Raw genomic sequence first — 25,615 nt, 5'->3', positions numbered from 1 at the left:
ATAGGTGAAGGAAAGTCAGGCGGGATGCACAGGGCTGTGCATCCATGCCGGGTGCTGCACTCAGTGACGCGGTGGCGGCAGAATCGTGATGCCGAAGCGTTCGGCTTCCGACGTGAGGCGCGCGGCATCGGGTGCACCCATCGGCGGAAAGATCGTCGTTTCAAACTCTACGGGCTCACCGACGGCCCGGAAGAAGTTTTCGTGCGCGCCGCCAGGCAGATTGATGATCAACATCCTGGATGGTGTGCTCGCGGCGTTGCGGAATGCGTGAACCGTCCCGGGGGCGACATAGACGAATTCGCCTGGTCCGCAGCGGCGCCAGGTGTCACCCAGCATGAATTCGAATGTGCCTTCGGTCACGAGAAAGGCTTCCGCGTCCGCCTGAAGATGCGGCGGTGCGCCAGCCCCCGGCGCCGAGCAGGATTCCACGATCGAGAACTGCCCCTCGGTGTCGGCCGCGCTTGCGCGGAATGTCAGAAGGCTGCCCAGAAAATGGACAGTTTGAGCGGGTTGAATAGTCGCATCTGCAATTGTCGTAGTCATCTTGCATTTCCTCTCCTTTGTGATACTTTATCCCGTAATGAGATTGTTGTCTCATAATGAGGTGAAAATGAGCAGTCAAGAAAAAAGTTTCGAGCGCATCAACCAGAAGAGGAGAACCCGTGCCGAGTTGCTCCGCGCTGCCCGCGAACTGACGGAGCGTGGGGCGCAGCCGTCGGTGGCTGAGGTTGCGGATCACGCTGGGATCTCGCGTGCTACCGCCTATCGCTACTTCTCCAAGCCTGAGGAAATGATCCGCGAAGCGGTGCTCGATGCTGTCGCCACCTCAATCCGCATCGAGCCCGTCGCATCCGGCGAGGGGCCTGACGCCGTGGGCCGGCAGTTGCAGATCCTGGTCGGCCGTATCTTCGATATGGTCCATGACAACGAGCCAATGTTCCGCGCGCTTCTTGCCAGCACTGTCACCGGCGATAGCAAGGTGAAGCGCGGCGCGCGGCGGATTGGCTGGCTGACGGAAGCGCTGGAGCCGCTTCGGGCGCAACTGCCTCCCGCCGATTTCCAGCGGCTGATCTATGCCCTGTCGCTGCTCACGGGCATTGAAACGCTTGTCGTGCTTGAAGATGTCTGCGGGCTGGATGCGCAGGAGGCCCGAGAGACGACGCTCTGGGCGGCCAAAACGATGCTTACGGGTTTGATGGGCGACACCGGCGGTTCCGCGGGAAAGTGAAGCCGCGCGCTACCTCGCACTCTGTGCTCAGGTCACATGCTGCATGCGCTCGACGGTGCGTGCACAGTTCCGGCCGGCTTGCTTGGCTGCATAGAGCCCCTGGTCTGCACGGCTGATCAGGGCGCGGACACCGTCATCGTCGTCTTCCAAAGAGGCCAGTCCGATGCTGATGGTGAGGGTTTCAGAGGGGGCAGCGATCCCTGACAAATCGAGCGCGGAGACTTTCGCAAGGAGGCCCGTGGCAAAGGCCTCGGCCTCCAGCCGGTCGGTTTTTGGCAGAATGACGGCGAATTCCTCGCCGCCGTAGCGGGCGGGATAGTAGGAGCGGACGGCGCATTCGTCGCGCAGCATGTTCGCGACCCTGCGCAGACACTCGTCGCCGGCGAGATGGCCATGGCTATCGTTGAAACGCTTGAAGTGATCGACGTCGAGGAGGAGAAGGGAGAGAGAGCCTCTGGATCGTGCCTCTTCCACCTCCGCCTGCAGGCTGTGGTCGAAGCTGCGCCTATTGGCAAGGCCGGTCAGGCCGTCGGTCGCGGCATGCCGCACCAGTTGCTCGTTTGCCTGTCTCAGCTTCTCGTTGCTCTCGGCGAGTTCGAGAACCAGTTTGCCGGTTTTGTGCTCGGCTGCCTGCCGTGCCTGTTCAAGCTCGACCAGCCGGGTCATGTAGCGTGCCTGGAACGCGACATAGGCAAGACAGATCGGGACCATCAACCAGTCGCCCTCACTCAGTGCCGCGACATTGACGATGCCGATCATGATCAGGATCACCAGGGCTGTCGATGCCGGCGCCATATAGGCGCGGGCAGCACAGGACTGGACGATGCCACAACCGACCGCCAGCACCACGACCTGCGCCTGCGGTCCGGAACCGAGATAGAGGATGGCAAGCGACGCTCCCCAAGCAAGGCCGGAGAGAAGCGATACCAGGATGAAGCCGAACAGCCAGGGCTTGAACGCTGCATCAGCGGTACGGCGCCGGAACATGGTGTCGGCAATCAAACGGATGAGAAGCTGGACGGTGAGCACGACCGCGACCGCCACCACCTTGCCCCCGTTTCCTTCCATGTAAGGGAGGATCGAGGCTGAGAGGAGGGCCGCTGCTGCGATGATGTGCGGATCGATCCTGTAGAGTTCCGCCAACTGCTCCCAGGGCGGAATTCGTTCCTTGTCGCCCGCGCCGATCATGGGTGTTGCAAGCGTCTTCAGGAGTGGCGGCGGGGTACGGTCGGGCATCAGCGATTCGCATTCCGGATTTGCATTGCCTAGCTTTAAATCTCCTAGCATTCGCATCCGTTAACGAGACGTGTTCGCGCCCAAAAATGACGCTGTCGAACGGTTTGAACCTGAACAAACATCGATAGGTCAGCATTGTTGACCTATCGATGTTTTCGTGATCTTCTGAGGCCATAACGACAAGCCTTGAGGAAACCCCGATGCTGAACTGGGACCACGTCTTTGCCACGCGCGCCACGCGCATGCGCGCGTCTGAAATCCGCGAATTGCTGAAACTGCTCGACCGGCCGGAGATCATCTCGTTTGCGGGCGGCATCCCCGATCCGGCATTGTTTCCCACGTCTGCCTTCGAGGCGGCCTATGCCGATATCTTTGCCGGCGGGCAGGCGGCCTCTGCCCTGCAATATTCGGTCTCGGAAGGGTATTTGCCGCTGCGCCAGTGGTTGCAGAAGGAAATGGAGCGGCTGGGGATTGCCTGCGGCGTCGACAATATCTTCATCACATCCGGTTCCCAGCAGGCGCTGGATTACCTCGGCAAGCTGCTGTTGTCGCCGCGCGACACGGCGCTGGTCAATTGGCCGACCTATCTCGGCGCTCTCCAGGCGTTCAACGCCTATGAGCCGACCTATGACCAGCTGAGTTTTGGCAATCGCACGCCGGACAGCTACCGCGCTGCGGCCGACAATGCCGGCGGACGGGTCAAGTTTGCGTATCTATCCTCTGATTTTGCAAACCCGACCGGCCAGACGGTATCGCAGGAAGAACGGCTCGCGCTTCTCAAGCTCGCCGATGAGCTCGACGTGCCAGTGATCGAGGATGCCGCCTATCAGCATCTGCGTTACGACGGCGAGGCAGTACGGCCGATCCTGTCGCTCGACATCGAGCGTCACGGCTCGATCGAGAAGACGAGGACCATCTATTGCGGCAGTTTCTCGAAGACGCTCGCCCCGGGCCTTCGGGTTGGATATGTGGTTGCCGCGACCCCAGTCATTCGCAAGCTCGTCTTGATGAAGCAGGCGGCGGACCTGCATTCGTCCTCGATCAACCAGATTGCGATCACTCATGTCGCTGAACGCCATTTCGATCAGCAGGTGGCCAAGATCAAAGCCGCCTATTCGGCGCGGCGCGATGCCATGCTGGCTGCCCTTGCGGCTCATATGCCGGCAGGCACGAGCTGGACGGAACCCCAGGGCGGCATGTTCATCTGGGTGACGCTGCCGGAGGGCCTTGATGGCACGGAGCTTCTGGCGCGGTCTGTCGAGACCGAAAAGGTGGCTTTCGTTCCCGGACAAGCCTTCTTTGCCGACCGGTCGGGGACCAATACCCTGAGGCTCTCCTTCTCCTGTGCCAACGAGGCGATGATTGCCGAGGGTATCAAGCGTCTCGGCCGACTGATTGCCACAAGCTTGCAGATTGCTGCCTAAGTTGCGCAACGGATTACCCCGAACCTTCGGATCGCGCTGACGAGGACGTCTGTTCTGCCGGTGCGGTCCGTTAGGCATGAGGGGAAAGGAGCCTTCATGGTTGCCCGCGCCCGGCCTGCATGCTTGACTGGTGCCCGGCCTGGCGCTCCCAGGCGTTCGGGAACAGTTTGTCATGACGCTTCGCATTGCCAGCTTCAACATCGAAAACCTCGTCACGCGTTTCGATTTCACCGGCTTTCGCAACCAGTTGCGTTCCGATCGTGTGCTGAAGCTGTTCGAGATCCGCAGCGAGGCCGATTATCAGCGGCTCGAGGCGGCACGGGTCGTTGCTGCCACCGATGATACACGGCAATTGTCGGCGCTCGCCATCGCCGATACGGATGCCGATATCCTGTGCCTGCAGGAGGTCGACAATATGGAGGCCCTGAAAGCCTTCGAATATGGCTATCTTTTCCGCATGGTCGGGTCCGGCTACCGGCAGAAATATCTCGTCGAAGGCAATGACAGCCGCGGTATCGACGTGGCGGTGCTGATGCGCGAGGAGACACGGCACGGCGAACGGATCGAGGTGCAGGACGTCAAAAGCCACGCGGCGCTGACCTATCACGACCTCAATCTTCATACGCCGGCACTCGGCCCCAACATCCAGCCGCAGGACCGGATCTTCAAGCGGGACTGCCTCGAACTCGATCTTCTTGTCGGTGGACGCCCGCTTACCCTTTATGTCGTTCATTTCAAGTCGATGACCAACGGGCGCGAGGGCGGGGACGGGCGCGCGAGCACCATGCCGGTGCGCGAGGCCGAGGTGAGGGCGGTTCGGCACATCATCGAGAATCGTTTCGGGCGCGAGCATGCGCGCGACCGCAACTTCGTCATCTGTGGCGACATGAATGACTATCAGGAGCGGATCGACGTGATCGGCGACCGGCGCCAAGGCTATGAGTTCGTGCCGCGGGATACCCTTCCCAGCGCCCTCGACATCTTCTCCCAGGATGGTTTTGCCGAGAACGTCATGCGCAGACGCGATGTACTCGACCGCTGGACGCTCTACCACGCGCGTGGGCCACAGGAGCAGCATCTTTGCCAGCTCGATTACATCTGGCTGTCGGCGGGCCTCGCGCGGTCCAATCCGAAGGCCGTGCCCGAGATCATCCGCAATGGCCAGCCGTTCCGGACGCCCTTCCCGCCGGGGCAGGAGGTGGAACGCTATCCCCGGATCGGCTGGGACCGACCCAAGGCGTCGGATCACTGCCCGGTGGCTCTCTCCCTGCATTTGCCTTGAGGAAATACGATGATCGACCATGTGATGGGGCTGCCAGCGGATGGCCGTGTTGTTGCGATAGAGGGATTGGATCTGCGGGTGGAAGCTGGAACGCATCCGCTTGAGCTTGCCCATACCGAGAAGATTGCAGCCCATTGGACAAGAGAACAGCAAGTTAATCCCGCGCTCTACAATGGTCGGCTGATTCTGCAGCGCGAGATGCGTTTCGAGAAAGGGCATATTCGCGCCGTTGGTCATGAAGCGTCTTTCGCGAGCTTTCTCTGGTGGCGTCGGCAGGCCGATCTTTCCGGTGCATGCCACCTCTTCGGTTATCCGGTGCTGGTGGCTGGCGATGGAGCGCTGATCGCGGTCGAAATGGCGGCGCATACGGCCAATCCTGGCCAGGTCTATTTCGCGGCCGGATCCCTTGATCCCTCGGACGTGGTCGATGGCCGCTGCGACCTCCACGGCAATATGCGGCGCGAGGTGCTGGAGGAAACCGGGCTCGACCTTGCGACCGCACAGACCGGCGGCGGGCTCTATGCCAGCTATCGCCCGCACAAGCTGACTGTGTTTCAGCTCTTTCGCTTTGCGGAACCGTCGGAGGTGCTTTTGCAGAGGATCGCGAAGTTTGCAAAGGCGGCGCCGGAGCAGGAGATATCGCGGGCCGTCGCGATCCGCAGCCCTGACCGCACTGCGCAGCGCTATGGTCCCGCCATGCTGCCGATCCTCGACTGGTACTTTGAAACGGTGGTGTGATGCTGTTCCTTGCCTTGCCCGGCATCGTCGGGCAGTGTGGCTTCGAGCGTGACCATCAGAGTGGAGACGGCCCGTGGCGAGAGAGTATGCAATTTACGACGTATTTACAGACAGGAAGCTTGCTGGGAATCCGCTCGCCGTAATCTTTGACGGCGAGGGATTGTCTGACGATGCAATGCAGGCCATCGCCCGGGAGCTCAACCTCTCGGAGACCGTGTTCGTGCAGCCTGCGGATCACGCGGCCCACACCGCCCGCATGCGGATCTTTACCCCAGGCCGCGAACTGCCCTTTGCCGGGCATCCGACCGTCGGAACGGCGATAGCGCTTGCAGAGCGCAGTTATGCCGGTAACCGCGACAGTGTCGATCTGGTGAGTGTGCTTGAGGAAAATGTCGGCCCTGTGCGCTGTGCGGTGCGGCTTAGAAACGGTGAGGCGGGTTTTTGCGAATTCGACCTGCCACGCGTCTCAAGCCGCCACGTACTGACACTCGACCCGCAGAAGCTCGCCGATGCGCTCTCCCTGAAGGCCAGCGCCATCGGCTTCGAAAACCATGTGCCGACCGTGTGGAGTGCCGGGGTGCCCTTTCTACTCGTACCGGTTCATGATCTTGCGGCCGTCGAGAGCCTGGAATTCGATCCACATCTGTGGGAGCGGGTTGCGCCGATGAGCGAGGGGCGTTTGACCTCGGCCTATGTCTATTGTCGTGGCGGCGTTCATCACGCCGCGAAGTTCCATGCGCGGATGTTTTCGCCAGACATGGGCATTTCCGAAGACCCGGCGACCGGAGCGGCGGTCGCAGCGCTCTCCGGTGCCATCCATCATTTCGATGCCCTTCCGGACGGTCATCACCCGATGATGATCGAGCAGGGCGTGGAGATGGGGCGCCCTTCGCACATCCACCTTCACATCGATGTAAAGGATGGCGCCGTTGCGCGCGCGCGGATCGGCGGGCAGGCGGTGCGTGTCGCGACGGGTGAGTTGGATCTCTGAAAAACAACGGGAATTTCGCTTTTTCGAAATTTTTTTGACCAGAAGGCCAAGAATTTTCGCCGACGCGCTGGACAAGGTCCCGGTTCCTGTTTATACGCCCGGTCACGCCACCGGAAACGGAGCGGACGCCACCAAAAACGGCGTGGTCGGGTGATTAGCTCAGTTGGTAGAGCAGCTGACTCTTAATCAGCGGGTCGTAGGTTCGAGCCCTACATCACCCACCAAATATCCTCAGAAATGAAAGATCGTGCCGCGGGCGTACACCGATTTGCGCGGCAATTTTGCAAGCTCAAGGAGCTTGTCCGGCTAAAGATTGTATTTCCCCGATTGTGACGGAGCGATCAGGCGGGAAACCGAGATGTTCGATAAACGTTCCGCCCTGCGGTCGTTGGTGTTCCGGTTTCGTATCGGTTCATCGGCCAGATTTGAGTGCATTAGCCTGTGGATAACTGTGGACAACGTCGATAGCCGGCTCAGCTTCAGGCCCTCAGGCGGGCTTGGGGCAGGACATATGGCGTTCCCTTTGGCGGAATGCGTCCGACTGCGCCCTCAATTCCGTAGACCCTAGCGACGATCTCATCCGTCAGCGTTTCGGCAGCGGTTCCTTCTGCAACCAGCTTGCCCTGATCGAGTACCGCAAGATGATCGGCGAATTCAGCGGCCAGGTTGAGGTCGTGCAGGATGGCGAGCACCGATCCACCTCGGCGGGCGAAGTCGCGAGCCAGTTCGAGGACGGAAATCTGGTGACCGATATCGAGGCTTGCCGTCGGCTCGTCCAGAAAGATTTTCCGAGCTTGGCCATCCGAGAAGGCGCTCGGCATCTGAGCAAGGACGCGGGCCAGTTGGACGCGCTGCTGTTCTCCGCCTGAGAGAGCATTATAGTCGCGACCCTCGAAGCCAGTCAGGCCGACACGGGTCAGGGCCTGTCGCGCGGCAAGGCCGGGCTCGAGGCTGCCGTAAGCGATCGCGCCCATGCGGACGACCTCCAGGGCGGTGAAAGGGAAGGAGAGGGCGGTGGATTGCGGGAGGACCGCGCGTTCTCTGGCCAGTTCGACTGCGCTGAATGTGCTGATCGGCCGATCCCTGTAGGTGACGACGCCTTGATCGGGAGAGAGCTCCCCGGAGAACACCTTGAGCAGCGTGGACTTGCCCGCCCCGTTCGGACCGATGACGACGGTGAAACAGCCGGGGTGAAGGTTCAGGTTCACTTTATCAAGGAGGCGGCGTCGTCCCCGAATTACTGAAATGTCACGGGCCTTGATCATCAGAGCGAACCCATCGCCCGGCGGCCATTGCGGCCGAGCAGTAGCATGAGGAAAACGGGTGCGCCGAGAAGGGCGGTGATGATGCCGATCGGCAATTCTGCGGGTGCAGCGATCGTGCGGGCGGCCGTGTCCGCCAAGAGGAGCAACGCTGCCCCGCCAAGCGCTGAGGCCGGCAGCAGGAAGCGGTGTGAGGGGCCGATGGCAAGACGCAGCAGGTGTGGGACCACGATGCCGACGAAGCCGATGGAGCCAGCCGCTGCAACGGTCGCGCCACAGGCTGCGGCGACTGCCAGGATTGTCAGCCGCTTCAGACGCTGTACGGGAACCCCCATGTGGAACGCTGCGGCGTCGCCGAGGATCAGGGCATCGAGGCCGCGGGCGACAAAGGGAATGATCAGCAGCACGAAGGAGACGAAGGGCAGGATGGAAAGGATCTTGGTCCCATTGGCCCCGCTCAGCGAGCCGAGCGACCAGAAGGTGATGTCGCGCAGGGCCCTGTCGTCGGCCATGAAGATCAGGAGGCCGGTGGCGGCACCGGTGAGCGCGGCGATGGCGATGCCCGACAGGACGAGCGCTGTCGTCGATGTGCGACCGTCCCGGGTGGCGATGGCATAGAGCAGGAAGGTATTGCCGAGGCCGCCGAGGAAGGCCATGAGCGGCAGAAAGAGGTTGCCGAAGAGAGCGGAGAGCGGTGAGAGTAGCGTCGGCCCGAGCACGATGGCCAGCACGGCGGCGAGTGCAGCACCGGAGCTGACGCCGACAATGCCCGGATCGGCAAGGGGATTGCGGAATAGGCCTTGCATCATGGCGCCGGAGACCCCGAGCGCCGCACCGATGAGCAGGCCCATTGCGGTTCGTGGCAAGCGGACCGCTTCGAGGATGATCAGGTTCTGGCGGTCGAGCGTTTGCGCGTCACCGCCGAGATAGGCCATCAGATCTGGCAGGCCGACACCGGTCGGGCCAATCACGATCGACAGGAAGACCGACAGTGCCAGCAGGAGCACGAGGGCGATGATGACCAGATGGCCGAGCGCGGACCGGTCACCCGCCATCGCCCCCCTGCTGCTCAAGACGGTCGGCATGCTCACGGCTTTACACTTTCGGGGTAGAGCTTGGCGTTCAGGTCTGCTGCCGCCTCGGTCGCGCGGGGGCCGAGCCCGAGCAGGAAGAGGCCATCCATGGTGATGAAGGAGCCGGTTCGGCCGGCGGGGCTTGCGGCCAAGGCCGGCAGGACGAAAGCCTGTTCGGCGGTCAGGTGCATTGCGCCGCCGCTCATCACCAGAACCACGTCGGGAGCCGCCGCGATGACCGCTTCATCCGTGAGTGGCTTGTAACCCGAGATGGAGGAGACTGCGTTTTCACCGCCGGCGAGGCGGATCATCGCGTCTGCCGAGCTATCGGCTCCCGCCGCCATGACACGACCATTGGCGAGCGACAGGGCGAAGAGAACCTTCTTCTTCGGCCCCGTGCGGGTGGCCACCTTGTCTTCCAGGGTCTTCAGTTTGGCGGCAACCTCGGTGGCCAATTCCTCTGCCTTTTTCTCGGCACCGATCGCCGCACCCACTGCGCGGATCTTGTCGGGGATTGCCGATGTATCGGGCGGAGAGGCGATCGATACGAAGGAAATGCCACTCGCCTTCAGGATCTCGATGGCGTCTGCGGGTCCCGCGCCCGATTCGGCAACGATCAGGTCCGGCTTTTGCGAGAGTACGCCTTCAGGCGAGATCTGGCGGACATAACCGACGTCGGGCTTGTCATCGGCTTCAACGGGATAGGTGCTGGTGCTGTCGACAGCGGCGATACGGTCGCTTTCGCCCAATGCATAAATGATCTCCGTCACCGTCCCGCCCAGGGCCACGATGCGGCTGGCTTCCGCCGCTTGTGCGGGCTCGAAAAACGTTGGCTGGACCGCGAGCAATATGGCGGCCGCCAGAGCGAATGCAGGGCGACGAGAGGGGTGGGAAAAGGACATTGGCTTGATCTTACCTATGCTTACAGACGCTATACCGGGAGGACAGGTCACTGTCCTCGGCACCTCGGAATAAAGAAATCTTGCCGGGCTGCCGCCGAGACAAATAACTTGACTGTGATAGCCAAGTTTATCTACCAAGGCAAGATATCGCGGTTGTTCCATTTGTCAGGCGATGCCGTCATACTCGGCATTCCGGCGCGTGCGCGGCCGTGTCCACCATCGTGTTTTGAAGAGAGGTAGTCACTCCATGTACATTGCCATGAACCGTTTTCGCGTCGTGCCGGGCTTCGAGGAAGCCTTCGAAAATCAATGGCGTTCGCGGCAGGGCCGGCTTGCCGAAATGCCCGGCTATGTCGAATTTCACATGCTGAAGGGGCCGAAGGCAGAAGATCATACGCTCTATGCCTCGCACACGGTCTGGGAGACCCATGCGGACTTTCTCGCCTGGACGAAGTCCGAGCAGTTCCGGGCTGCCCATGCGCGCGCCGGCGAGAGCAAGGTCCAGTATCTCTCGGGTCCGCATTTCGAAGGCTTTGAGGTGATCATCCATGAAGATCGCTCCGGCAAGCGCGCCGAAGTCGAAGCGGCTTGATCCTCCGATGCGCGCATTGTCCCTCTCAACACCCGAGCGCCGAGATCGGGCGATTGCTGCGCTTGCCGAGAAACCCGATGGTGTAATCGAGCAGATCGCGGCCAAGGCGGATGTGACCCCGGCCGAGGTTTTGGCTGTTCTTCCAGATGGCGCGGCTGTCGTCGTTCCGGCGGAACGCTGGGAGCCGATCTGGAAAGATCTGTCGACCTGGGGTGACATCCTGATGATCGTGCATACCGAGGATATCGTTCTTGAAGTCGAGGGCAGTCTGCCCGATGGCAGCGAGGGTCATGGCTGGTTCAACATCCATGGCGACAGCCCGATCGGCGGACATATCCGCAAGGAACGCTGTGTTTCGATCGCCTTCGTCGATCGTGGTTTTCATGGTCGCCGTTCCTGCTCGGTCTGGTTCATGAATGCCGACGGCAAGGCGATGTTCAAGGTCTTTGTTCGCCGCGACAAGGAGCGGGCGTTGATTGAAGAGCAGGTCGTGCGCTTCGAGGCACTGCGGCAGGCTAGCCTCTGATCCTTCCCGCGATTGACAGGCGCCGGCCACCACCGGCGCCCGTTCCGGCCTTGGATGTAAGCCGTTCTTTCTTTTGCCTATAACTGGTCCTATTGTCGCGCCATCGTCATCCATGACTGGACCTCCCCTTGTATCGACTGCGCCCGCCCCGTCTCGCCCTTGCCCTGTGCCTTGCAAGCTTCTTCCTCTCGGTTGCCGTCTCGCCCGACGGTGTCTTGGCACAGCAACAGGATCCGGCTCCGCCTGCCGCCGCGAGCGAGGCGCCGTCGGCGGCCCCGCCGTCCGCGACAGATCAGACCGCCGTGCCTGCGGCACAGCCTCCTGCGGCAGAGCCGCCGGTGGCACCCGAGCCTACGCGGGACGAGCAACTGGCTGCGGCTGGCGAGCGTCTCGCGGCCGCCAAGAAACAGCTTAGCCAATTGCGCGAGCAGGTGGACAAACACGAGCAGGACGATTCGCTTCTGGCTGAACTCAAGGTCAAGGTCGATGCGCTCGTTCGCGATGTTCTGCAGGTGTCCGTCGATCTCAGGCCGCGGCTCAACGACGTCCAGACGCGGCTGACGGAACTGGGTGCTGCGCCTGCCGATGGCCAGCCGCCGGAGGCAGCGAGTGTCACTGATGAGCGCAGCCGGCTGAATGCGGCGCGCGCGGAGATCAATGCCATTACGGGGCAGGCGGAAGACCTGTCGATCGAGGCGAAATCGTTGTCGGACAGGATTTCCGATATCCGCCGCGCGATTTTCACCAATGCGCTCTTTGCCCATACCGAGATCAACAGTCAGGTGTTTGACGAGGCGACCGGATCGTTCTGGTCCGATGCCGAGCGTGTCCGGCGCAGCATCAGCAGCTGGCTCGTCTTCGTGGTGAAGTTCAAGGCCGTGCCGCTGACGCTGGCGCTCCTTCTGTCGCTGGCGCTGGCCTCGGTCATCCTCTATGTGGAGAAGCGTTTCTTCAAGGACATCAAGCAGCGGGACCTCGCGGTCGAGGACCCGTCCTATATGAGCCGGTTTTCCGTCGCTTTCTGGTCGACGATCTTGCCGTCGATGGCGCTGAGCTTCTTTCTCGCATCCGCCTATTTCCTGCTCGACACGTTCAATGTCCTGCGTCCCGATATCGCGCCGATCGCCGCTGCCTTCTTCGCTCTGATCGGTCTCGTTTTCTTCGTTACTGCAGTGTCTCGGGCAGTGCTTGCGCCGTCTGCGGCAAACTGGCGACTGGTGAAGCTGTCGAACAAGGGCGCGCGCGACATCTCCATCGCGATTTTCCTGATGGCGGTGGTCAACGGGCTGGACTACCTGCTCGCTGTCATCAGCGACGCCTATAGTTCGCCTGTCGTGCTGACCGTGATGAAGAGTCTCGGCTCTTCGGTTATCGTCGGTTTCCTGCTGTTCTTCGTTTCTTTCCTCCGGCCGGTTCTCTCGGACAAGGGCGATCCCAATGCACCGGGCCGTCCCTGGCCACGGGCTGCGGCCGTAACGCTGCGGGCGATCGGTGTTCTTCTGATCCTTTTGGCGGGCATCGGCTATATCGGCCTTTCGCGCTTCCTCGCGACCCAGATCATCGTGACCGGAGCCGTGGTCGCGACGATGTATATCGGCATACTCTCGGGCAAGGCGATCTCGGCGCCGAACCAGTTCGGCGAGACGCGCGTCGGCCGTTACATTGCACGCCGCTTCAAACTCGGCCCGGTGGGGCTTGACCAGAGCGGCATTGCTGCCGGTCTGCTCATCTACATGTTCGCCCTTGTCGCCGGTTTGCCGCTGATCCTCATGTCCTGGGGGTTCCAGCTGCGCGACATGCAGCTCTGGCTGTTCAACCTGTTCACCGAAATCAATATCGGCACGATCCGCATCTCGATCTTCGGCATTCTTGGCGGCCTGTTGTTGTTCGTCGTCGGACTGATGCTCACCCGCTGGTTCCAGAAATGGCTGGATGGCAATGTGATGGCGCGGTCGCAGGTAGATGGCGGCGTGCGCAACTCGGTGAAGATGGGTGTTGGATATCTCGGCACCGGCATTGCGGGCATCGTCGGCATTTCCGCCGCCGGTATCGATCTGTCGAGCCTGGCGCTCGTCGCCGGTGCTCTTTCACTCGGTATCGGTTTTGGCCTGCAGAACATCGTGTCGAACTTCGTCTCTGGCCTGATCCTGCTCGTCGAGCGGCCTTTCAAGGTGGGCGACCACGTCATTACCGGGGTCAATGAAGGCATCGTGAAACGGATCTCGGTGCGCGCAACGGAAATCGAGACCTTCCGGCGTCAGTCGATCATCGTGCCGAATTCGGAGCTGATCAATACGCCGCTCGGCAACTGGACCCATCGCAATCGCGTGCAGCGGTCGGAAATCCCGGTCAGCGTCGCCTATGACGCGGATCCGCAGGAGGTGATCGACGTGTTGCTGGAGGTGGTGAACGGGATGCCAGACATCCTGCGCAATCCCGAGCCGCATGTCGAATTCCTCCGTTTCGGTGCCTCGTCGCTCGATTTCGAGCTCCGGTTTCACCTGGCCGACATGAGTGAGGGGCTCAATGTTCGCAATCGCGTGCGCATGGAGATCCTGCAGGCCTTCCGGGCGCGGGGCATCGTCATGCCTTACCCGCATCAGGACGTCATGCTGCATGTGCGCGAGCAGGATCGCCATGTGCTGGTCAGGCGGCGTGCAAAAACGGAAGCCGGGCGCGTGGCTGAGCCGGACGAATTGCCAGCAGCACCGGATGATGACAAACTCTTGCCATGAACGCCGCATTCAGCCGCCATTCAGGCGTAATGCGGCATAAGAGGGGCATGGCTGATCGAAATTCTTTCGGTCGCATTTGGCAAGGGACGGGGCTTCGGCTTCGCTGCAGGCATGACAATGCGCGTGATGACGTGTGCGTTTGGTGTGGTCGTTTCTGTGCTCGCTGCCGGATCGGCAATCGCAGCTTCGGTGCACAATGCCGGCCCCTCGTCCGTCGTGCTGATCGTTGTCGAAGACGGCAACAAGATGGAAGTTCCGCTTGATGCGGGCGGGGCGGAAACGATCTGCCCTTCCGGCTGCTTCCTGACACTTCCCAATGGTGATCGGATCGGTCTTGCTGGCGGCGAGACAGTGGAGATCAACGATGGCGTGGCGACGGTCAAGTAATGGCGGGCGGCAAGGGTGCAATTCATCGGTGCATTGCTCGCCTTGGTTATATATTTTATCTCGCTTAACTATTTTCGCACGGCCAAGCCTCTGAGAAGCCTCAGTTAACGCTTCCGAAAAACAAGCCTGATAGATGTCCTCGTGTTGAACATTTCACAGAAGGCACCTTCGATGGCTATCCTTGGCATATCCGGAATGCAGTATTCCGGGGAAACATTTCCCGACGTCCGGATCATCCTGGGAGAAGACTCGAACGTCTTCACTCAAATGATCAGCCAGCGCATGAAGGAGTTGATGGGCGTCGATGTCGAAATCTGCAGAACCTTCGAGGATCTGCAGATGGCCAACGAGCTCTCGGAAGAGCCGGTTACACTGGCGATCTCGAACATCAACCTGCCGGGGGCGGAAAACGGCGAGGCGCTCGAATATCTCATCGACTGCAATATCCCGACCATCGTCTTCACCGGCACGTTCCATGACGAGACCCGCGAGAAGCTGCTGGCCAAGGACATTGTCGACTATATCCTGAAGGACAATATCTTCGCCGTCGAGATGCTGGCAGAGTCGGTCTATCGCTTCCTGACCAACCATCGCCACCACGTGCTGATCGTCGACGACAGCGCGACAGCCCGTGCGCTGCTCTCCAGTCGTCTGAAGCGTTACAATTTCCGTGTCAGCCTGGCCGAAAGCGGCGCCAAGGCGATCGAGATCCTGAAAGCCAATCCGGATGTTGCGCTTGTTGTCACCGATTACAACATGCCCGACATCGATGGCTTCGAACTGACACGTCGCATCCGTGCGGTGCGCGGTTCGCATGAGCTGCGGATCATCGGCGTATCGTCCTCGACCAATCGTCTTTTGTCCGCGCGCTTCCTCAAGGTCGGCGGCAACGACTTCATGCTGCGCCCCTTCATCGACGAAGAGTTCTATTGCCGCGTCAACCAAAACCTCGACACGCTAGTGCAGATTAAGGCAGCCCAGCTGCGCATCAAATAACGAGAAGCTTCGGCGCAGTCTGCGCCTGCGGATTGCTGCATCCGATATGCCGTCGACCGCTTCAGCGGCCGGCGGCATTGTCTTTGAGCGTGGACAGACCGTCTCGCCGCTAGCTCTGGCGCCTCTCGGCAAAGGGCCTATATAGGCGTTTCGCTTCCTGTTCACCGAGTGCGCCATGCCCCCTATCATCTCCATTCGCTCGCTTTCCAAAACCTATGCCAATGGCTTCAAGGCCCTCGATGATGTCAGCTTTGATATCGAGGAGGGCGAGATCCTGGCGCTGCTCGGGCCGAATGGTGCGGGCAAGACGACGCTGATCTCGATCATTTGCGGCATGACCAATCCTTCCGTTGGAAGCGTCACGGTCGCGGGCCATGATGTGGTGAGCGAGTTCCGCAAGACCCGCGGCGAGATCGGGCTGGTGCCTCAGGAACTGACGACCGACATGTTCGAGACGGTGTTCAATACCGTCAGCTTTTCACGCGGGCTGAATGGCAAGAAGGCCAATCCGGCCCTCATTGATCAAATCTTGCGCGACCTCTCGCTCTTCGACAAACGCAATAATGCGCTTCGGGAACTGTCCGGGGGGATGAAACGGCGGGTCCTGATTGCCAAGGCGCTGTCGCATGAGCCGCGCATCCTGTTCCTTGATGAGCCAACGGCTGGCGTCGATGTCGCCCTTCGCAAGGACATGTGGCAGCTGGTGGAGCGTTTGCGCAAGACCGGCGTCACGATCATTCTCACGACCCACTACATCGAGGAAGCGCAGGAGATCGCCGATCGCATTGGGGTGATCGACAAGGGGCGCCTGCTGCTGGTCGAGAACAAGGACGCCTTGATGCGCAAGCTGGGCAAGAAGCAGCTCGCCATCAATCTCCTGGAGCCAATCACCAAGATCCCGGACAGTCTGTCGGAGTGGGAGCTGACTTTGAACGAGCGCGGCGACCAGTTGTTGCATGATTACGATCTGGGCAGGGCTGATGCGCATGTGGGGCGCCTCTTGCAGGCCCTGGAGGCGGCGGGCCTTCGCTTCGACGACCTGTCGACCCGCCAGACTTCTCTTGAAGATATTTTCGTTTCGCTGATCGGAGCCAAGGCATGAACACGGAAGCGGTCAAGTCGATCTATTTCTACGAGATGGCGCGCACACGACGGACGCTTTTGCAGAGCGTTATCTCGCCGGTGCTGTCGACCGCGCTTTACTTCATCGTCTTCGGGGCGGCCGTTGGCTCCCGCATGCAGGAGGTGGGCGGCGTCTCCTATGGCGGCTTCATCACGCCAGGGCTGATCATGCTCGCGCTCATCACGCAGTGCATTTCGAACGGTTCGGTCGGTATCTATTTCCCGAAATTCACGGGCACGATCTACGAAATCCTGTCCGCCCCCGTCGCGATGAGTGAAATCCTGCTGGGCTATGTCGGTGCTGCGGCGACGAAGGGCATGATGATCGGCCTGATCATCCTTTTCACGGCCATGTTCTTCGTCGACCTGCACATCGCCTATCCGGTGTTGATGCTGCTGTTCATGGTGCTGACGGCGGTGACCTTCAGCCTTGCCGGCTTCATCATCGGGGTGCTGGCCAAGAATTTCGAGCAGTTGAACCTTGTGCCTTCGCTCGTCGTCCCGCCGCTCACTTTCCTTGGTGGCACATTCTATTCGATCGACATGCTGCCGCCGTTCTGGCGGGCGGTCAGCCATCTCAATCCGGTCCTCTATCTCGTCAGCGGTTTCCGCTGGAGTTTCTTCGAAGTGTCGGACGTGCATCCGCTGATCAGCGTCGGCATGATTGGTGTGTTTCTCGCCATCTGTCTGGCGGTCCTGACCTTCATCTTCAGGACCGGCTATAAGCTCCGAGCCTGATCCATCAGTCGCGCAGGCGAAGCTCGTCGGTCTGCATCTGTAGGGAGCCGAGGGTAGAGAGGAAGCTCATGCCGAGCAGGCTCTGGTCGAGCCGTCCCTCTTCCAGGATGACGGCCGGAACATCGGTGCGGCTTATGTCACCCAACTTCAGTTCCGGCAGGCGGATCGGGGCTGCCTGGGCCTGTCCATTGGCAGTCAGCACTGTGCGGGTGAACTGCAGCGTGTTCGGATCGATGCCGATCCTCACCGCATCCTCGAATTTCAGAACGACGGAACTTGCGCCCGTATCGATGAGGACGGGAACGGAGACGGGGCCGATTTCCACGCTGGTCTCGAAATGGCCGCCGAGAGATTTGTGCAGGACGACCTCCGTTGATCCATCCGCATTCGTCACATACACCGCACGACCCGGCATCAGGCCTGCGAGTACCCGTTCACCAACAGCCCGCATGTCGTCTCGGTAGAGGTAACCGGTCACCAGTGCGAGCGCGATCAGCACCCAGATCGACAGCTGACGAAGGCTTTGCCCGACCGATCGGCGACCGAGCAGGATACCGCTTGAAATCATCAGAAGGATCGGCAGGGCGACGACGATTCTGCCGACGGCCTCGTTATCGACACCGAAAGTCTGGCCCTGATCGTGATTGACCACAAGAAGGACGAGGCCGATGCCGAGGATCGCAAGGCCAAGGACAAACCGCATCAACCGGTCTCGCGCTCGCGCTGCAGTCTGGTGCGACGTGTTTCCCGGCGTGGCTTGCGCTCGACGTTTTCGAGGCGCGCTGGCAGGCCGGCCATGATCACACGCCGTTCCTCGCTTGAATAGCTGGTCCAGCGACCGATCTCGTCACGCGTTCGGCCGCAGCCGAAACAGAAGCCGGTCTTGTCGTCTATCGAACAGATCAGAATGCAGGGCGATTCCATCGGCGTCCTTTCGCTCGGCTTCTATATCGGATGCCTAAAGGAAGATGGCAAGAGACAGGAGATAGCCGATCTCGGCGATCTGCTGGCTGGCGCCGATGGTGTCGCCGGTGTGCCCCCGGATCTTGGACTTGACGAAGGCGGTAAAGCCGGCCGTCATGAGGCAGGTCAGGGAGAGGGTGGCGACGACGGGCGCGAAGGGCAGGACGAAGAGGCCGAGAAGGATTGAGGCCGCTAGTCCGCAGGCGATTGCGAAACGGGTGGCAGCGGGATCTGGATGGCCGACGGAGGCTGCGACCCCATCTGCCTTCGCAGGTGGAAGGCTCGACCAGTGCCAGACCATGGCCGCCCTGCTAATGGCCGCAGCAGCAAGCCAGATGAGGGCCGTCGCGAGCGGGGGCCAGGCCGGCGTCAGCGCTGCGAGCGCGGCGGCGCGCAAACCAACCGACAGGATGAGGGCGAGTGCGCCATAGGTGCCGATCCGGCTGTCCTTCATGATGGCCAGCGCGCGCTCGCGGTCGCGTCCGCCGCCGAGCCCATCCGCTGTATCGGTGAGGCCGTCCTCGTGCAGGGCGCCGGTGACCATGACTTGCACGGTCAGGGATAGCAGAACGGCGACAAGCGGTGGAGCGTCCGCCAGGGCAAGGAGGCCGAGCAATGTCGCCGCCGGCAGCGTGATCAACAGGCCGGCGAGGGGGAAAGCCGCAACCGTTTGCGAGAGGGTGCCATCGTGATTGGCAAAGTATCGGTTCGGCACCGGAAAGCGGCTCAGGAAGGATATCGCCCTTGCCGTCTCGTTCACCAGGTCACGCCCACTCAGCATCAATGCGTCATCCATCCATATGACGACCGCAGCCGCCGTTTTTTGAGTTGAGACTGGCGAGCGCGGTCAGTATGAGAGATGCCACAAAGCCCGATTTGTCTGCAGATTACAAGGAAGCGCATCCCATGACCGTTACCGGCCTGCCATTCGACGATTTTCGCGTCCTCTTGCGCGACCTGCCGGGACCCAATACCGCAGCGCTGGTGGCTGCACGCGACCGGGACCGGACGCTGACAAAGCCACCGGGCGCGCTCGGTCGGCTTGAGGAAATCGCCATGTGGCTCGCCGCCTGGACCGGCCGTCCGCCGGCCGTCACCCGTCCGCTCGTTGCAATCTTCGCCGGCAATCACGGGGTCACCAAACATGGCATCACGCCGTTCCCGTCGTCGGTGACGCAGCAGATGGTGGAGAATTTCGCAGCCGGTGGTGCGGCAATCAACCAGATCTGCGTCACGTATGACCTTGGCCTCAAGATCTTCGATCTGGCGCTCGACTATCCGACGGGTGACATCACCTCAGAGCCGGCACTTTCCGAGCGCGATTGCGCCGCTACTATGGCTTTCGGCATGGAAGCGATTGCCGGGGGCACGGATCTGCTCTGCATCGGCGAAATGGGGATCGGCAATACGACGATCGCTGCTGCCATCAACCTCGCGCTCTATGGCGGCGAGGCGGAGGATTGGGTTGGACCCGGCACCGGCTCCGAAGGTGACGTGCTCTCGCGCAAGATCGCGGCCGTGAAGCAGGCGGTGGACTTCCACCGTGAGCATCTGTCGGATCCGCTGGAAGTGCTGCGGCGTCTCGGCGGCCGTGAAATTGCGGCCATGGCAGGTGCGATCCTTGCTGCGCGCATGGAGAAGATCCCCGTCCTGATCGACGGTTATGTGGCGACAGCCGCTGCAGCGATCCTGAAAGCCGCCAACCCATCTGCCCTCGATCACTGCCTGATCGGCCATGTCTCGGCTGAGCCCGGGCATCTCCGCTCGATCGAAAAGCTTGGCAAGACGCCGCTTCTCGCCCTTGGCATGCGGCTTGGCGAAGGCACCGGGGCTGCACTTGCTGCCGGGATCGTCAAGGCGGCTGCCGCCTGCCATTCCGGCATGGCGACCTTTGAACAGGCGGGCGTGAGCAACAAGACCCATGGCTAATCCGAAGAAGAAGCCCCCCCGGCCGCCCCGCAAGCTTGCTGCCGAAACCTTCGAGAAGAAGACGGGCATCGCCCATCTCTTCGCGGCCGGACAATATTCTGCCCAAGGGTTCAAGCGCCTCATCCAGGAGGCGGCATTCCGGCACGAGATCCTGGCCTTCGTCGCGGGCCTTGCGATCTTCGCACTGGTCGGTGCGGGTGCGCTCGAATTCCTCGGTTTCGTCGTGCTGATGCTGCTGATGTTTTGTGTCGAGGCGCTCAACACGGCGATCGAGGAACTGGTCGACCGGATCTCGCCGGAGATCTCGACCGTCGGACGCAATGCCAAGGATCTTGGATCCTTTGCGGTGTTCTGTCTGATCCTGGCGAATGCCGCTTTCAGCGGCTATGTCGTGGTGATGCGGCTGCTCGGATAAGCTCAGGCGAACTGGCGGCGGCGCGGCTCGACGGCGCGGGCCTCGCTGACGGCAGGCAGGCTTTCCAGAACCCGGTTTGACGGCAATATCGCGATCACTTCCGTGCCTTCGCGCAATTTGGACCTCAGCTTGAACTCGCCGCCGTGTTTGGCGAGGATCGCCTGGACGATCGGCAGGCCCAAGCCCGTGCCCTGTTCCGCACTCTTGATGGCAATCGATCCCTGTCCGAATGCGGAGAGCACAACCGGGATCTCTTCTTCCGGAATGCCGGGGCCATTGTCGCGGATGGAGACATATTGCCCACCGCCCGCCGTCCAGCCGGCCTTCACCATGATCTCGCCACCCTGGGGAGTGAACTTCACGGCATTGGATAAAAGGTTCAGGATGACCTGGCGCATGGCTTTTTCGTCGGCCCAGACGGACGGCAGGTTCGTTTCGAACTGCTCGTCGATCCGGATGTTCTTGGATTTGGCGCGCAGCTGGATCATGCCAATGCAGTCTTCCGCGAGTTCCAGCAGCGACACGGATTCTTCATTCAGCTCGTATTTGCCGGCCTCGATGCGCGAAAGGTCGAGGATCTCGTTGATCAATTCCAGTAGGTGCTTGCCGGAGCGGTGGATGTCGCCGGCATATTCCTTGTAGAGCGGGTTGTTGAGGGGCCCCAAGACCTCAGTCGCCATCACCTCGGAAAAGCCGAGGATGGCATTGAGCGGCGTGCGCAGCTCGTGCGACATGGAGGCGAGGAAACGCGACTTCGCCATATTGGCTTCTTCGGCACGGCGGCGCGCTTCGTCGGACAGCGAGTTGGCGACTTCCAGTTCCGCGATCAGGTCGTCCTTTTCTGTCTGGAAGGAGAGAAGCTTGAGATTGGCCTGATGCAGGCGATTGGTAATGTAGATGAAGAAGATCAGCGCTGTGGTGAAAACCGCCGTCAGGCCGAGGTCGAGCATCCGGTGACCGGATGCAGCGAGATAGGTGAGGGCGATCACCGTCGGCAGGAAGCTGAACAGCACCGCCTGACGCAGGAGCATGGTTGCCATGGCCGTGATCGAGAGTGCCAATAGCAACACGCCGCCCTTGTAGAAAAGGAAAGCGGTCTCGTCGCAGGCGACGCAGTCCTGCAGGGCAAACACGGCCCAGCAACTGCCCATCGCGACCTGCGCCAGAAGCAGAATATGGCGCCAGCGTTTCTGGTTTTGCGGGGTAATTTCGCTACGGGAAGCGCGCTTGACGATGACGATGCCGATGGCATGCATGGTCAGGCCGAAAAGCGCCCAAATGAAGAACTGGGGTTGGGAAGTAAAGTAGGAGCCAAAGCCGGCAACCAGCAGCAGCATGGTCGGAATCACGGCGGCACCTTGCAGCGTCGCGCCGATATGCATTCCAAGGATTTCGACGTCGAAAGCGGGGGATATACCCTGGCCGGACTGCAGGCGCTCACGATTCGTACGGACGGCCTTGGTCGCCGCCCGGTTGCGGTGTGCCCGCGTCAGGTCGACAACATTCTTGTCCGTCGATGTCGATACGCCGTTACTCATGAAGTTGCAGTCTTCCGCGCCTCAAGCGAACTTAGCGACCAAATCTTAAGAAGATCCTGCAGGGGAAGGATTTGTTTGCCATGTGCGCAAAGGTTTTGTTTTTGAAATGGGAGGGATTGTGGCGGTGACCGGTCGGCGGCTGCGGGATGCGTTGGTCGGCGCTGGCATGCTCTTCCTGGCGCTTTTGATCATCGCGAAGCTGGAGAACGCGCAGGCGATCCGAACCCGCGGGCCGTTCGTCGTGGTGGATGGCGATACTCTGACGGAAGAGGGGCGACGGCTGCGCATCAACGGGATCGATGCCCCTGAGCTCGGCCAGATGTGCGATCGGCCGAGCGGCTCCTATGACTGTGGCATGGCGGCGCGGGCAGGGCTCGTCCTTCTTCTGAAAGGCGCTCCCGTCGAGTGCTCCGGGCAGGAAGATGACGAAGATCGATATGGTCGCCTTCTGGTGACCTGTCTTAAGGGCGCGGTCGATCTCGGTCACGAAATGGTGGCCGCTGGGCTTGCCGTTGCAAACGGCGACTACCACATGGCGGAATTGCGGGCGCGCAAGGCCGGTTACGGGATCTGGGCCGGCTCGTTCGAGCGTCCGGAGGATTGGCGTCGACTGCAGAGGCTGGAGGCGAGGGAACCGGGCGGCTGGTCGCAGACGTTAACGTTTGACGCCTTGGGTCGATGGTTTCGAGGAAGTGACTGAGTGACACGTGTGATGACGGATAATTCCCTTCCCCCCATTGGACCGTCCTCCGATGCGCCGGTTCCGGTGGACACGCTCATCCACGCCATCTCGCAATGTCGTATCTGCCGCGACTGTCCCGCCGGCGGTCCGGAAAACCGCATGCCGCATGAGCCTCGCCCGGTCGCCTATCTCTCGTCGACTGCAAAAGTCTTGATTTCGGGGCAGGCGCCGGGTCTGCGGGTGCATGAAAGCGGCATCCCGTTCAACGACGCATCCGGCGACCGGCTGCGGTTCTGGCTCGGGGTCGATCGCGAGACCTTCTACGACCGGTCGCGCTTCGCCATCGCGCCCATGGGCTTCTGCTTTCCCGGCTATAATGCCGAGGGTCACGATCTGCCGCCGCGCCGCGAATGTGCGCCCCATTGGCGGGAAACGGTGATGCGGTCGATGCCGCAGGTCGAGCTGATCCTCGCCATCGGTCAATATGCACAGGCCTGGCATCTGGGCGGCCGGCGCGGCCGCACCATGACGGAAACGGTAGAGCGGTGGCGGGATACTTTTCTTACCAATACCGCCGGTCCGCGCGTACTTCCGCTGCCGCATCCGAGCTGGCGCAACACCGGCTGGCTGAAGCGGCATCCTTGGTTCGAGGCGGAAGTCCTGCCTGTGCTGAGACGAGAAGTTTCCCTGTTGATAGGGCGAAATGATTTTCCTTGAATCACTGATTTTCCGCTATATCGGAGAAAATCAGTTTTTACGGGAATCATCATGGATCGCCTCGATCGTAAAATCCTTCGTATCCTCCAAGAGGATTCCACCCTGGCCGTGGCGGATCTGGCGAAGAAGGTCGGTCTGTCGACGACGCCGTGCTGGCGCCGCATTCAGAAAATGGAAGAAGACGGTGTCATCCGCCGTCGCGTCGCCCTGCTCGATCCCGTGAAGGTTAATACGAAGGTCACGGTTTTCGTGTCGATCCGGACCTCGAGCCACTCCATCGAATGGCTGAAGCGGTTTTCCGAAGTGGTGGCCGAGTTCCCGGAAGTGGTCGAATTCTATCGCATGAGCGGCGACGTCGATTATCTGCTGCGTGTCGTCGTGCCCGATATTGCTGCCTATGACGCCTTCTACAAGCGGATGATTGCCAAGATTGAGATCCGCGACGTGTCTTCGGCCTTCGCCATGGAACAGATCAAGTACACGACCGAACTGCCGCTCGACTACATGATGCTGGACAACCAGAAGTCCGGCGAAGAATAGGATCGGCCTCGGCCCTACTTCAGCCTGGCGATCCGTTTGGGATCGCTCAGCTCGCGCATGGCATCCTTGCCGATCCAGCGGGCACTCGTGTCGTCGCTGCGCGCCAGGCTTTCCGCCAGCAAGAGCGCCTTTGTGTGGCAGGCCCGGCTGCGCTTGCCGATATTGCGCAAAGCCCAGTTGACCGCTTTCTTGACGAAATTTCGCGGATCCGTTGCATAGCGCTCGATGAGCGGGAGCCAGCCGATGAACGTCTCGTCCGGCTCCGTCTTGTTGTGGACTGTTGCGCCTGCGATCATGGCAAAGGCGGCACGTCTGACAAACTGTCGATCGTCTGTCGCGAAGGCTTCAACGAGATGGTGCCAGTAGGGCGTCTGTGTCAAAAGATCGGCAGCCGCATCGACGATCTCCCAGGAGTTGAAATCCGCGGCGAGCCGCCAGGCTTCGTCCAACGCCAGAAGCATCGGATCGAAGGTCCAGATCGCCAATAGACGCGCTTCCCGAATGCCGGATTGCCAGAGTTGGTGCGCGCGGGGCTGGTCTTTCCCGATGGTTTTGGCGAGTTTCTGGATCGCGGGGTTGCCGATCCCGAGTGCTGTGTCAGTCACAATCCCGAAACGTGCCATGCCGGCAAGATTCTCCTCCGACCGCATCGAGCGCAGGTGCGCGACGATCTCGGCTGCGGTCGAGGAGGGGCCGATCATTTTGTCTCAAGCCTTGCCAGGAGCGACGACGTGTCCCAGCGCTTGCCGCCTAGTTTCTGCACCTCACCGTAGAACTGATCGACCAGCGCCGTCACCGGAAGGCTGGCGCCATTGCGTCTCGCTTCGTTGAGGACGATGTCCAAATCCTTGCGCATCCAATCGACGGCGAAGCCGAAATCATATTTGCCAACATTCATGGTCTTGTGGCGGTTTTCCATCTGCCAGGATCCGGCCGCGCCCTTTGAGATGACATCGACGACCTTCTCGATATCGAGGCCGGCCTTCTTGCCGAAGTGAATACCCTCCGCGAGGCCTTGGACGAGGCCGGCAATGCAGATCTGATTGACCATCTTCGTCAGCTGACCGGCGCCGGCCGGACCCATCAAGCCGACCATCCGGGCATAGGCATCGATCACCGGTTTCGCCTTCTCGAAGACGTCAGGCTCGCCACCGCACATCACGGTCAGAACACCGTTTTCCGCGCCGGCCTGTCCGCCCGAGACCGGAGCGTCGATGAAGCCGCAGCCACGGGCTGCTGCTGCCTCGGCCAATTCGCGGGCAACTTCGGCCGAGGCGGTGGTGCTGTCGATCAGGATGGCGCCTGATTTCATCCCAGCGAGAGCGCCATCAGCGCCTATGGTCACCGAGCGCAGGTCATCGTCATTGCCGACGCAGGTGAAGACGAAGTCTGCGTCCCGGGCGGCTTCGGCGGGTGTGGAGGCCTGGTTTCCGCCATGCTGCTTCACCCAGGCCTCGGCCTTGGCGCTGGTGCGATTGTAGACTGTCACCTCGTGACCACCCTTGGCCTTGAGATGGCCTGCCATCGGATATCCCATGACGCCCAAACCGATGAATGCGACCTTTGCCATATGACCTGCCTCTGAAGTTTTGTCTGAGG

At 61.1% G+C, this 25,615-nt stretch carries 28 protein-coding genes and 1 tRNA gene; 18 read left to right on the top strand and 11 right to left on the bottom strand.

Annotation, left to right across the window (positions count from 1 at the left end; translation table 11 throughout):
- Nucleotides 1-60: 60 nt before the first annotated feature.
- Entirely contained in the window at nt 61-543 is a 483-nt protein-coding gene (locus ASE36_RS10075) for a cupin domain-containing protein (protein WP_062278832.1), read from the bottom strand.
- Nucleotides 544-610: 67 nt separating this feature from the next.
- Between ASE36_RS10075 and ASE36_RS10070 the strand changes: the two genes are divergently transcribed.
- On the top strand, nt 611-1,228 hold the full coding sequence (locus ASE36_RS10070) for a TetR/AcrR family transcriptional regulator (RefSeq protein ID WP_062278830.1): 618 nt from the start codon (nt 611-613) through the stop codon (nt 1,226-1,228).
- A 27-nt stretch (nt 1,229-1,255) separates the two neighbouring features.
- On the opposite strand, the gene ASE36_RS10065 is transcribed toward ASE36_RS10070, so the two are convergent.
- The gene (locus ASE36_RS10065) at nt 1,256-2,464 is read right to left on the bottom strand and encodes a GGDEF domain-containing protein (RefSeq protein WP_062278828.1); all 1,209 of its coding nucleotides are present in this window, start codon (nt 2,462-2,464) and stop codon (nt 1,256-1,258) included.
- A gap of 200 nt (nt 2,465-2,664) precedes the next feature.
- Here ASE36_RS10065 and ASE36_RS10060 point away from each other — a divergent pair, with 200 nt between their 5' ends.
- The 5 genes from ASE36_RS10060 to ASE36_RS10040 all read left to right on the top strand — a co-directional run bounded on the left by ASE36_RS10060 (nt 2,665) and on the right by ASE36_RS10040 (nt 7,123).
- Complete coding sequence (locus ASE36_RS10060) at nt 2,665-3,888, top strand: PLP-dependent aminotransferase family protein (RefSeq protein WP_062278826.1); 1,224 nt, start codon at nt 2,665-2,667, stop codon at nt 3,886-3,888.
- A gap of 172 nt (nt 3,889-4,060) precedes the next feature.
- Nucleotides 4,061-5,170: an endonuclease/exonuclease/phosphatase family protein gene (locus ASE36_RS10055; protein ID WP_062278824.1), complete on the top strand. Its 1,110-nt coding sequence runs from the start codon at nt 4,061-4,063 to the stop codon at nt 5,168-5,170.
- Nucleotides 5,171-5,179: 9 nt separating this feature from the next.
- Nucleotides 5,180-5,908: a hypothetical protein gene (locus ASE36_RS10050; protein WP_062278822.1), complete on the top strand. Its 729-nt coding sequence runs from the start codon at nt 5,180-5,182 to the stop codon at nt 5,906-5,908.
- 73 nt (nt 5,909-5,981) lie between these two features.
- Complete coding sequence (locus ASE36_RS10045) at nt 5,982-6,899, top strand: PhzF family phenazine biosynthesis protein (RefSeq protein ID WP_062278819.1); 918 nt, start codon at nt 5,982-5,984, stop codon at nt 6,897-6,899.
- A 148-nt stretch (nt 6,900-7,047) separates the two neighbouring features.
- Nucleotides 7,048-7,123 (top strand) — tRNA-Lys (locus ASE36_RS10040).
- 255 nt (nt 7,124-7,378) lie between these two features.
- Here ASE36_RS10040 and ASE36_RS10035 read toward each other — a convergent pair.
- From ASE36_RS10035 to ASE36_RS10025, 3 genes are read right to left on the bottom strand one after another with little or no spacing between them, the layout of a single operon-like run.
- Nucleotides 7,379-8,164: a heme ABC transporter ATP-binding protein gene (locus ASE36_RS10035; RefSeq protein WP_062278817.1), complete on the bottom strand. Its 786-nt coding sequence runs from the start codon at nt 8,162-8,164 to the stop codon at nt 7,379-7,381.
- Nucleotides 8,164-9,252 carry a FecCD family ABC transporter permease gene (locus ASE36_RS10030; protein ID WP_062278815.1) on the bottom strand — a complete coding sequence of 363 codons (1,089 nt, stop codon included), beginning with the start codon at nt 9,250-9,252 and terminating at the stop codon, nt 8,164-8,166. The genes ASE36_RS10035 and ASE36_RS10030 overlap by 1 nt, the downstream gene beginning before the upstream one ends.
- The gene (locus ASE36_RS10025; protein ID WP_062278813.1) at nt 9,249-10,136 is read right to left on the bottom strand and encodes a heme/hemin ABC transporter substrate-binding protein; all 888 of its coding nucleotides are present in this window, start codon (nt 10,134-10,136) and stop codon (nt 9,249-9,251) included. Before ASE36_RS10025 ends, ASE36_RS10030 begins: the two co-directional genes overlap by 4 nt.
- Nucleotides 10,137-10,383: 247 nt before the next feature.
- Here ASE36_RS10025 and ASE36_RS10020 point away from each other — a divergent pair, with 247 nt between their 5' ends.
- The 7 genes from ASE36_RS10020 to ASE36_RS09990 all read left to right on the top strand — a co-directional run bounded on the left by ASE36_RS10020 (nt 10,384) and on the right by ASE36_RS09990 (nt 17,232).
- Nucleotides 10,384-10,728: an antibiotic biosynthesis monooxygenase family protein gene (locus tag ASE36_RS10020; protein WP_062278806.1), complete on the top strand. Its 345-nt coding sequence runs from the start codon at nt 10,384-10,386 to the stop codon at nt 10,726-10,728.
- Between the two features lie 7 nt (nt 10,729-10,735).
- Nucleotides 10,736-11,254, top strand: a complete 519-nt coding sequence (gene hutX / locus ASE36_RS10015) for a heme utilization cystosolic carrier protein HutX (RefSeq protein ID WP_062281211.1) — start codon at nt 10,736-10,738, stop codon at nt 11,252-11,254.
- A gap of 128 nt (nt 11,255-11,382) precedes the next feature.
- On the top strand, nt 11,383-13,989 hold the full coding sequence (locus ASE36_RS10010; protein WP_062278804.1) for a mechanosensitive ion channel domain-containing protein: 2,607 nt from the start codon (nt 11,383-11,385) through the stop codon (nt 13,987-13,989).
- A gap of 117 nt (nt 13,990-14,106) precedes the next feature.
- Nucleotides 14,107-14,376 (top strand): hypothetical protein, encoded by a 270-nt coding sequence (locus tag ASE36_RS10005; RefSeq protein WP_244474718.1) that lies wholly within the window; start codon nt 14,107-14,109, stop codon nt 14,374-14,376.
- 171 nt (nt 14,377-14,547) lie between these two features.
- Nucleotides 14,548-15,372, top strand: coding sequence for a response regulator (locus ASE36_RS10000; protein ID WP_062278801.1), 825 nt, complete (start codon nt 14,548-14,550; stop codon nt 15,370-15,372).
- A 175-nt stretch (nt 15,373-15,547) separates the two neighbouring features.
- Nucleotides 15,548-16,474: an ABC transporter ATP-binding protein gene (locus ASE36_RS09995; RefSeq protein WP_062278798.1), complete on the top strand. Its 927-nt coding sequence runs from the start codon at nt 15,548-15,550 to the stop codon at nt 16,472-16,474.
- On the top strand, nt 16,471-17,232 hold the full coding sequence (locus ASE36_RS09990) for an ABC transporter permease (protein ID WP_062278796.1): 762 nt from the start codon (nt 16,471-16,473) through the stop codon (nt 17,230-17,232). Before ASE36_RS09995 ends, ASE36_RS09990 begins: the two co-directional genes overlap by 4 nt.
- A 4-nt stretch (nt 17,233-17,236) precedes the next feature.
- On the opposite strand, the gene ASE36_RS09985 is transcribed toward ASE36_RS09990, so the two are convergent.
- The 3 genes from ASE36_RS09985 to ASE36_RS09975 are packed head-to-tail and all read right to left on the bottom strand — an operon-like array spanning nt 17,237 to nt 18,976.
- Nucleotides 17,237-17,938, bottom strand: a complete 702-nt coding sequence (locus ASE36_RS09985; protein WP_062278794.1) for a TIGR02281 family clan AA aspartic protease — start codon at nt 17,936-17,938, stop codon at nt 17,237-17,239.
- Entirely contained in the window at nt 17,935-18,156 is a 222-nt protein-coding gene (locus ASE36_RS09980; RefSeq protein WP_062278791.1) for a DUF1289 domain-containing protein, read from the bottom strand. The genes ASE36_RS09985 and ASE36_RS09980 overlap by 4 nt, the downstream gene beginning before the upstream one ends.
- A 34-nt stretch (nt 18,157-18,190) precedes the next feature.
- Nucleotides 18,191-18,976, bottom strand: coding sequence for an adenosylcobinamide-GDP ribazoletransferase (locus ASE36_RS09975; protein WP_062278789.1), 786 nt, complete (start codon nt 18,974-18,976; stop codon nt 18,191-18,193).
- Nucleotides 18,977-19,101: 125 nt separating this feature from the next.
- Here ASE36_RS09975 and cobT point away from each other — a divergent pair, with 125 nt between their 5' ends.
- Nucleotides 19,102-20,124 carry a nicotinate-nucleotide--dimethylbenzimidazole phosphoribosyltransferase gene (gene cobT, locus ASE36_RS09970; protein ID WP_062281205.1) on the top strand — a complete coding sequence of 341 codons (1,023 nt, stop codon included), beginning with the start codon at nt 19,102-19,104 and terminating at the stop codon, nt 20,122-20,124.
- Nucleotides 20,117-20,539: a diacylglycerol kinase gene (locus ASE36_RS09965; protein ID WP_062278787.1), complete on the top strand. Its 423-nt coding sequence runs from the start codon at nt 20,117-20,119 to the stop codon at nt 20,537-20,539. The genes cobT and ASE36_RS09965 overlap by 8 nt, the downstream gene beginning before the upstream one ends.
- Nucleotides 20,540-20,541: 2 nt before the next feature.
- On the opposite strand, the gene ASE36_RS09960 is transcribed toward ASE36_RS09965, so the two are convergent.
- Nucleotides 20,542-22,077 (bottom strand): sensor histidine kinase, encoded by a 1,536-nt coding sequence (locus ASE36_RS09960; RefSeq protein ID WP_062278785.1) that lies wholly within the window; start codon nt 22,075-22,077, stop codon nt 20,542-20,544.
- 118 nt (nt 22,078-22,195) lie between these two features.
- Between ASE36_RS09960 and ASE36_RS09955 the strand changes: the two genes are divergently transcribed.
- From ASE36_RS09955 to ASE36_RS09945, 3 genes are read left to right on the top strand one after another with little or no spacing between them, the layout of a single operon-like run.
- Complete coding sequence (locus ASE36_RS09955; RefSeq protein ID WP_244474717.1) at nt 22,196-22,777, top strand: thermonuclease family protein; 582 nt, start codon at nt 22,196-22,198, stop codon at nt 22,775-22,777.
- 12 nt (nt 22,778-22,789) lie between these two features.
- Complete coding sequence (locus tag ASE36_RS09950; RefSeq protein WP_062278781.1) at nt 22,790-23,476, top strand: uracil-DNA glycosylase family protein; 687 nt, start codon at nt 22,790-22,792, stop codon at nt 23,474-23,476.
- A gap of 51 nt (nt 23,477-23,527) precedes the next feature.
- Nucleotides 23,528-24,016: an Lrp/AsnC family transcriptional regulator gene (locus tag ASE36_RS09945; RefSeq protein WP_062278778.1), complete on the top strand. Its 489-nt coding sequence runs from the start codon at nt 23,528-23,530 to the stop codon at nt 24,014-24,016.
- A gap of 14 nt (nt 24,017-24,030) precedes the next feature.
- Here the strand turns inward: ASE36_RS09945 and ASE36_RS09940 are convergent, their stop codons facing one another.
- Together ASE36_RS09940 and ASE36_RS09935 are read right to left on the bottom strand one after the other, a co-directional pair.
- The gene (locus tag ASE36_RS09940) at nt 24,031-24,717 is read right to left on the bottom strand and encodes a DNA alkylation repair protein (protein WP_062278776.1); all 687 of its coding nucleotides are present in this window, start codon (nt 24,715-24,717) and stop codon (nt 24,031-24,033) included.
- A complete protein-coding gene (locus tag ASE36_RS09935) occupies nt 24,714-25,586 on the bottom strand; it encodes an NAD(P)-dependent oxidoreductase (protein ID WP_062278774.1) in 873 nt (290 codons plus the stop codon). Before ASE36_RS09935 ends, ASE36_RS09940 begins: the two co-directional genes overlap by 4 nt.
- Nucleotides 25,587-25,615 lie beyond the last annotated feature (29 nt).

The sequence above is a fragment of the Rhizobium sp. Root274 genome (assembly GCF_001429245.1).
In the GTDB taxonomy this organism is placed as follows: domain Bacteria; phylum Pseudomonadota; class Alphaproteobacteria; order Rhizobiales; family Rhizobiaceae; genus Allorhizobium.
Note: the sequence above shows the minus strand (reverse complement) of the source record. Positions and strands in the feature narration are given on the sequence as shown.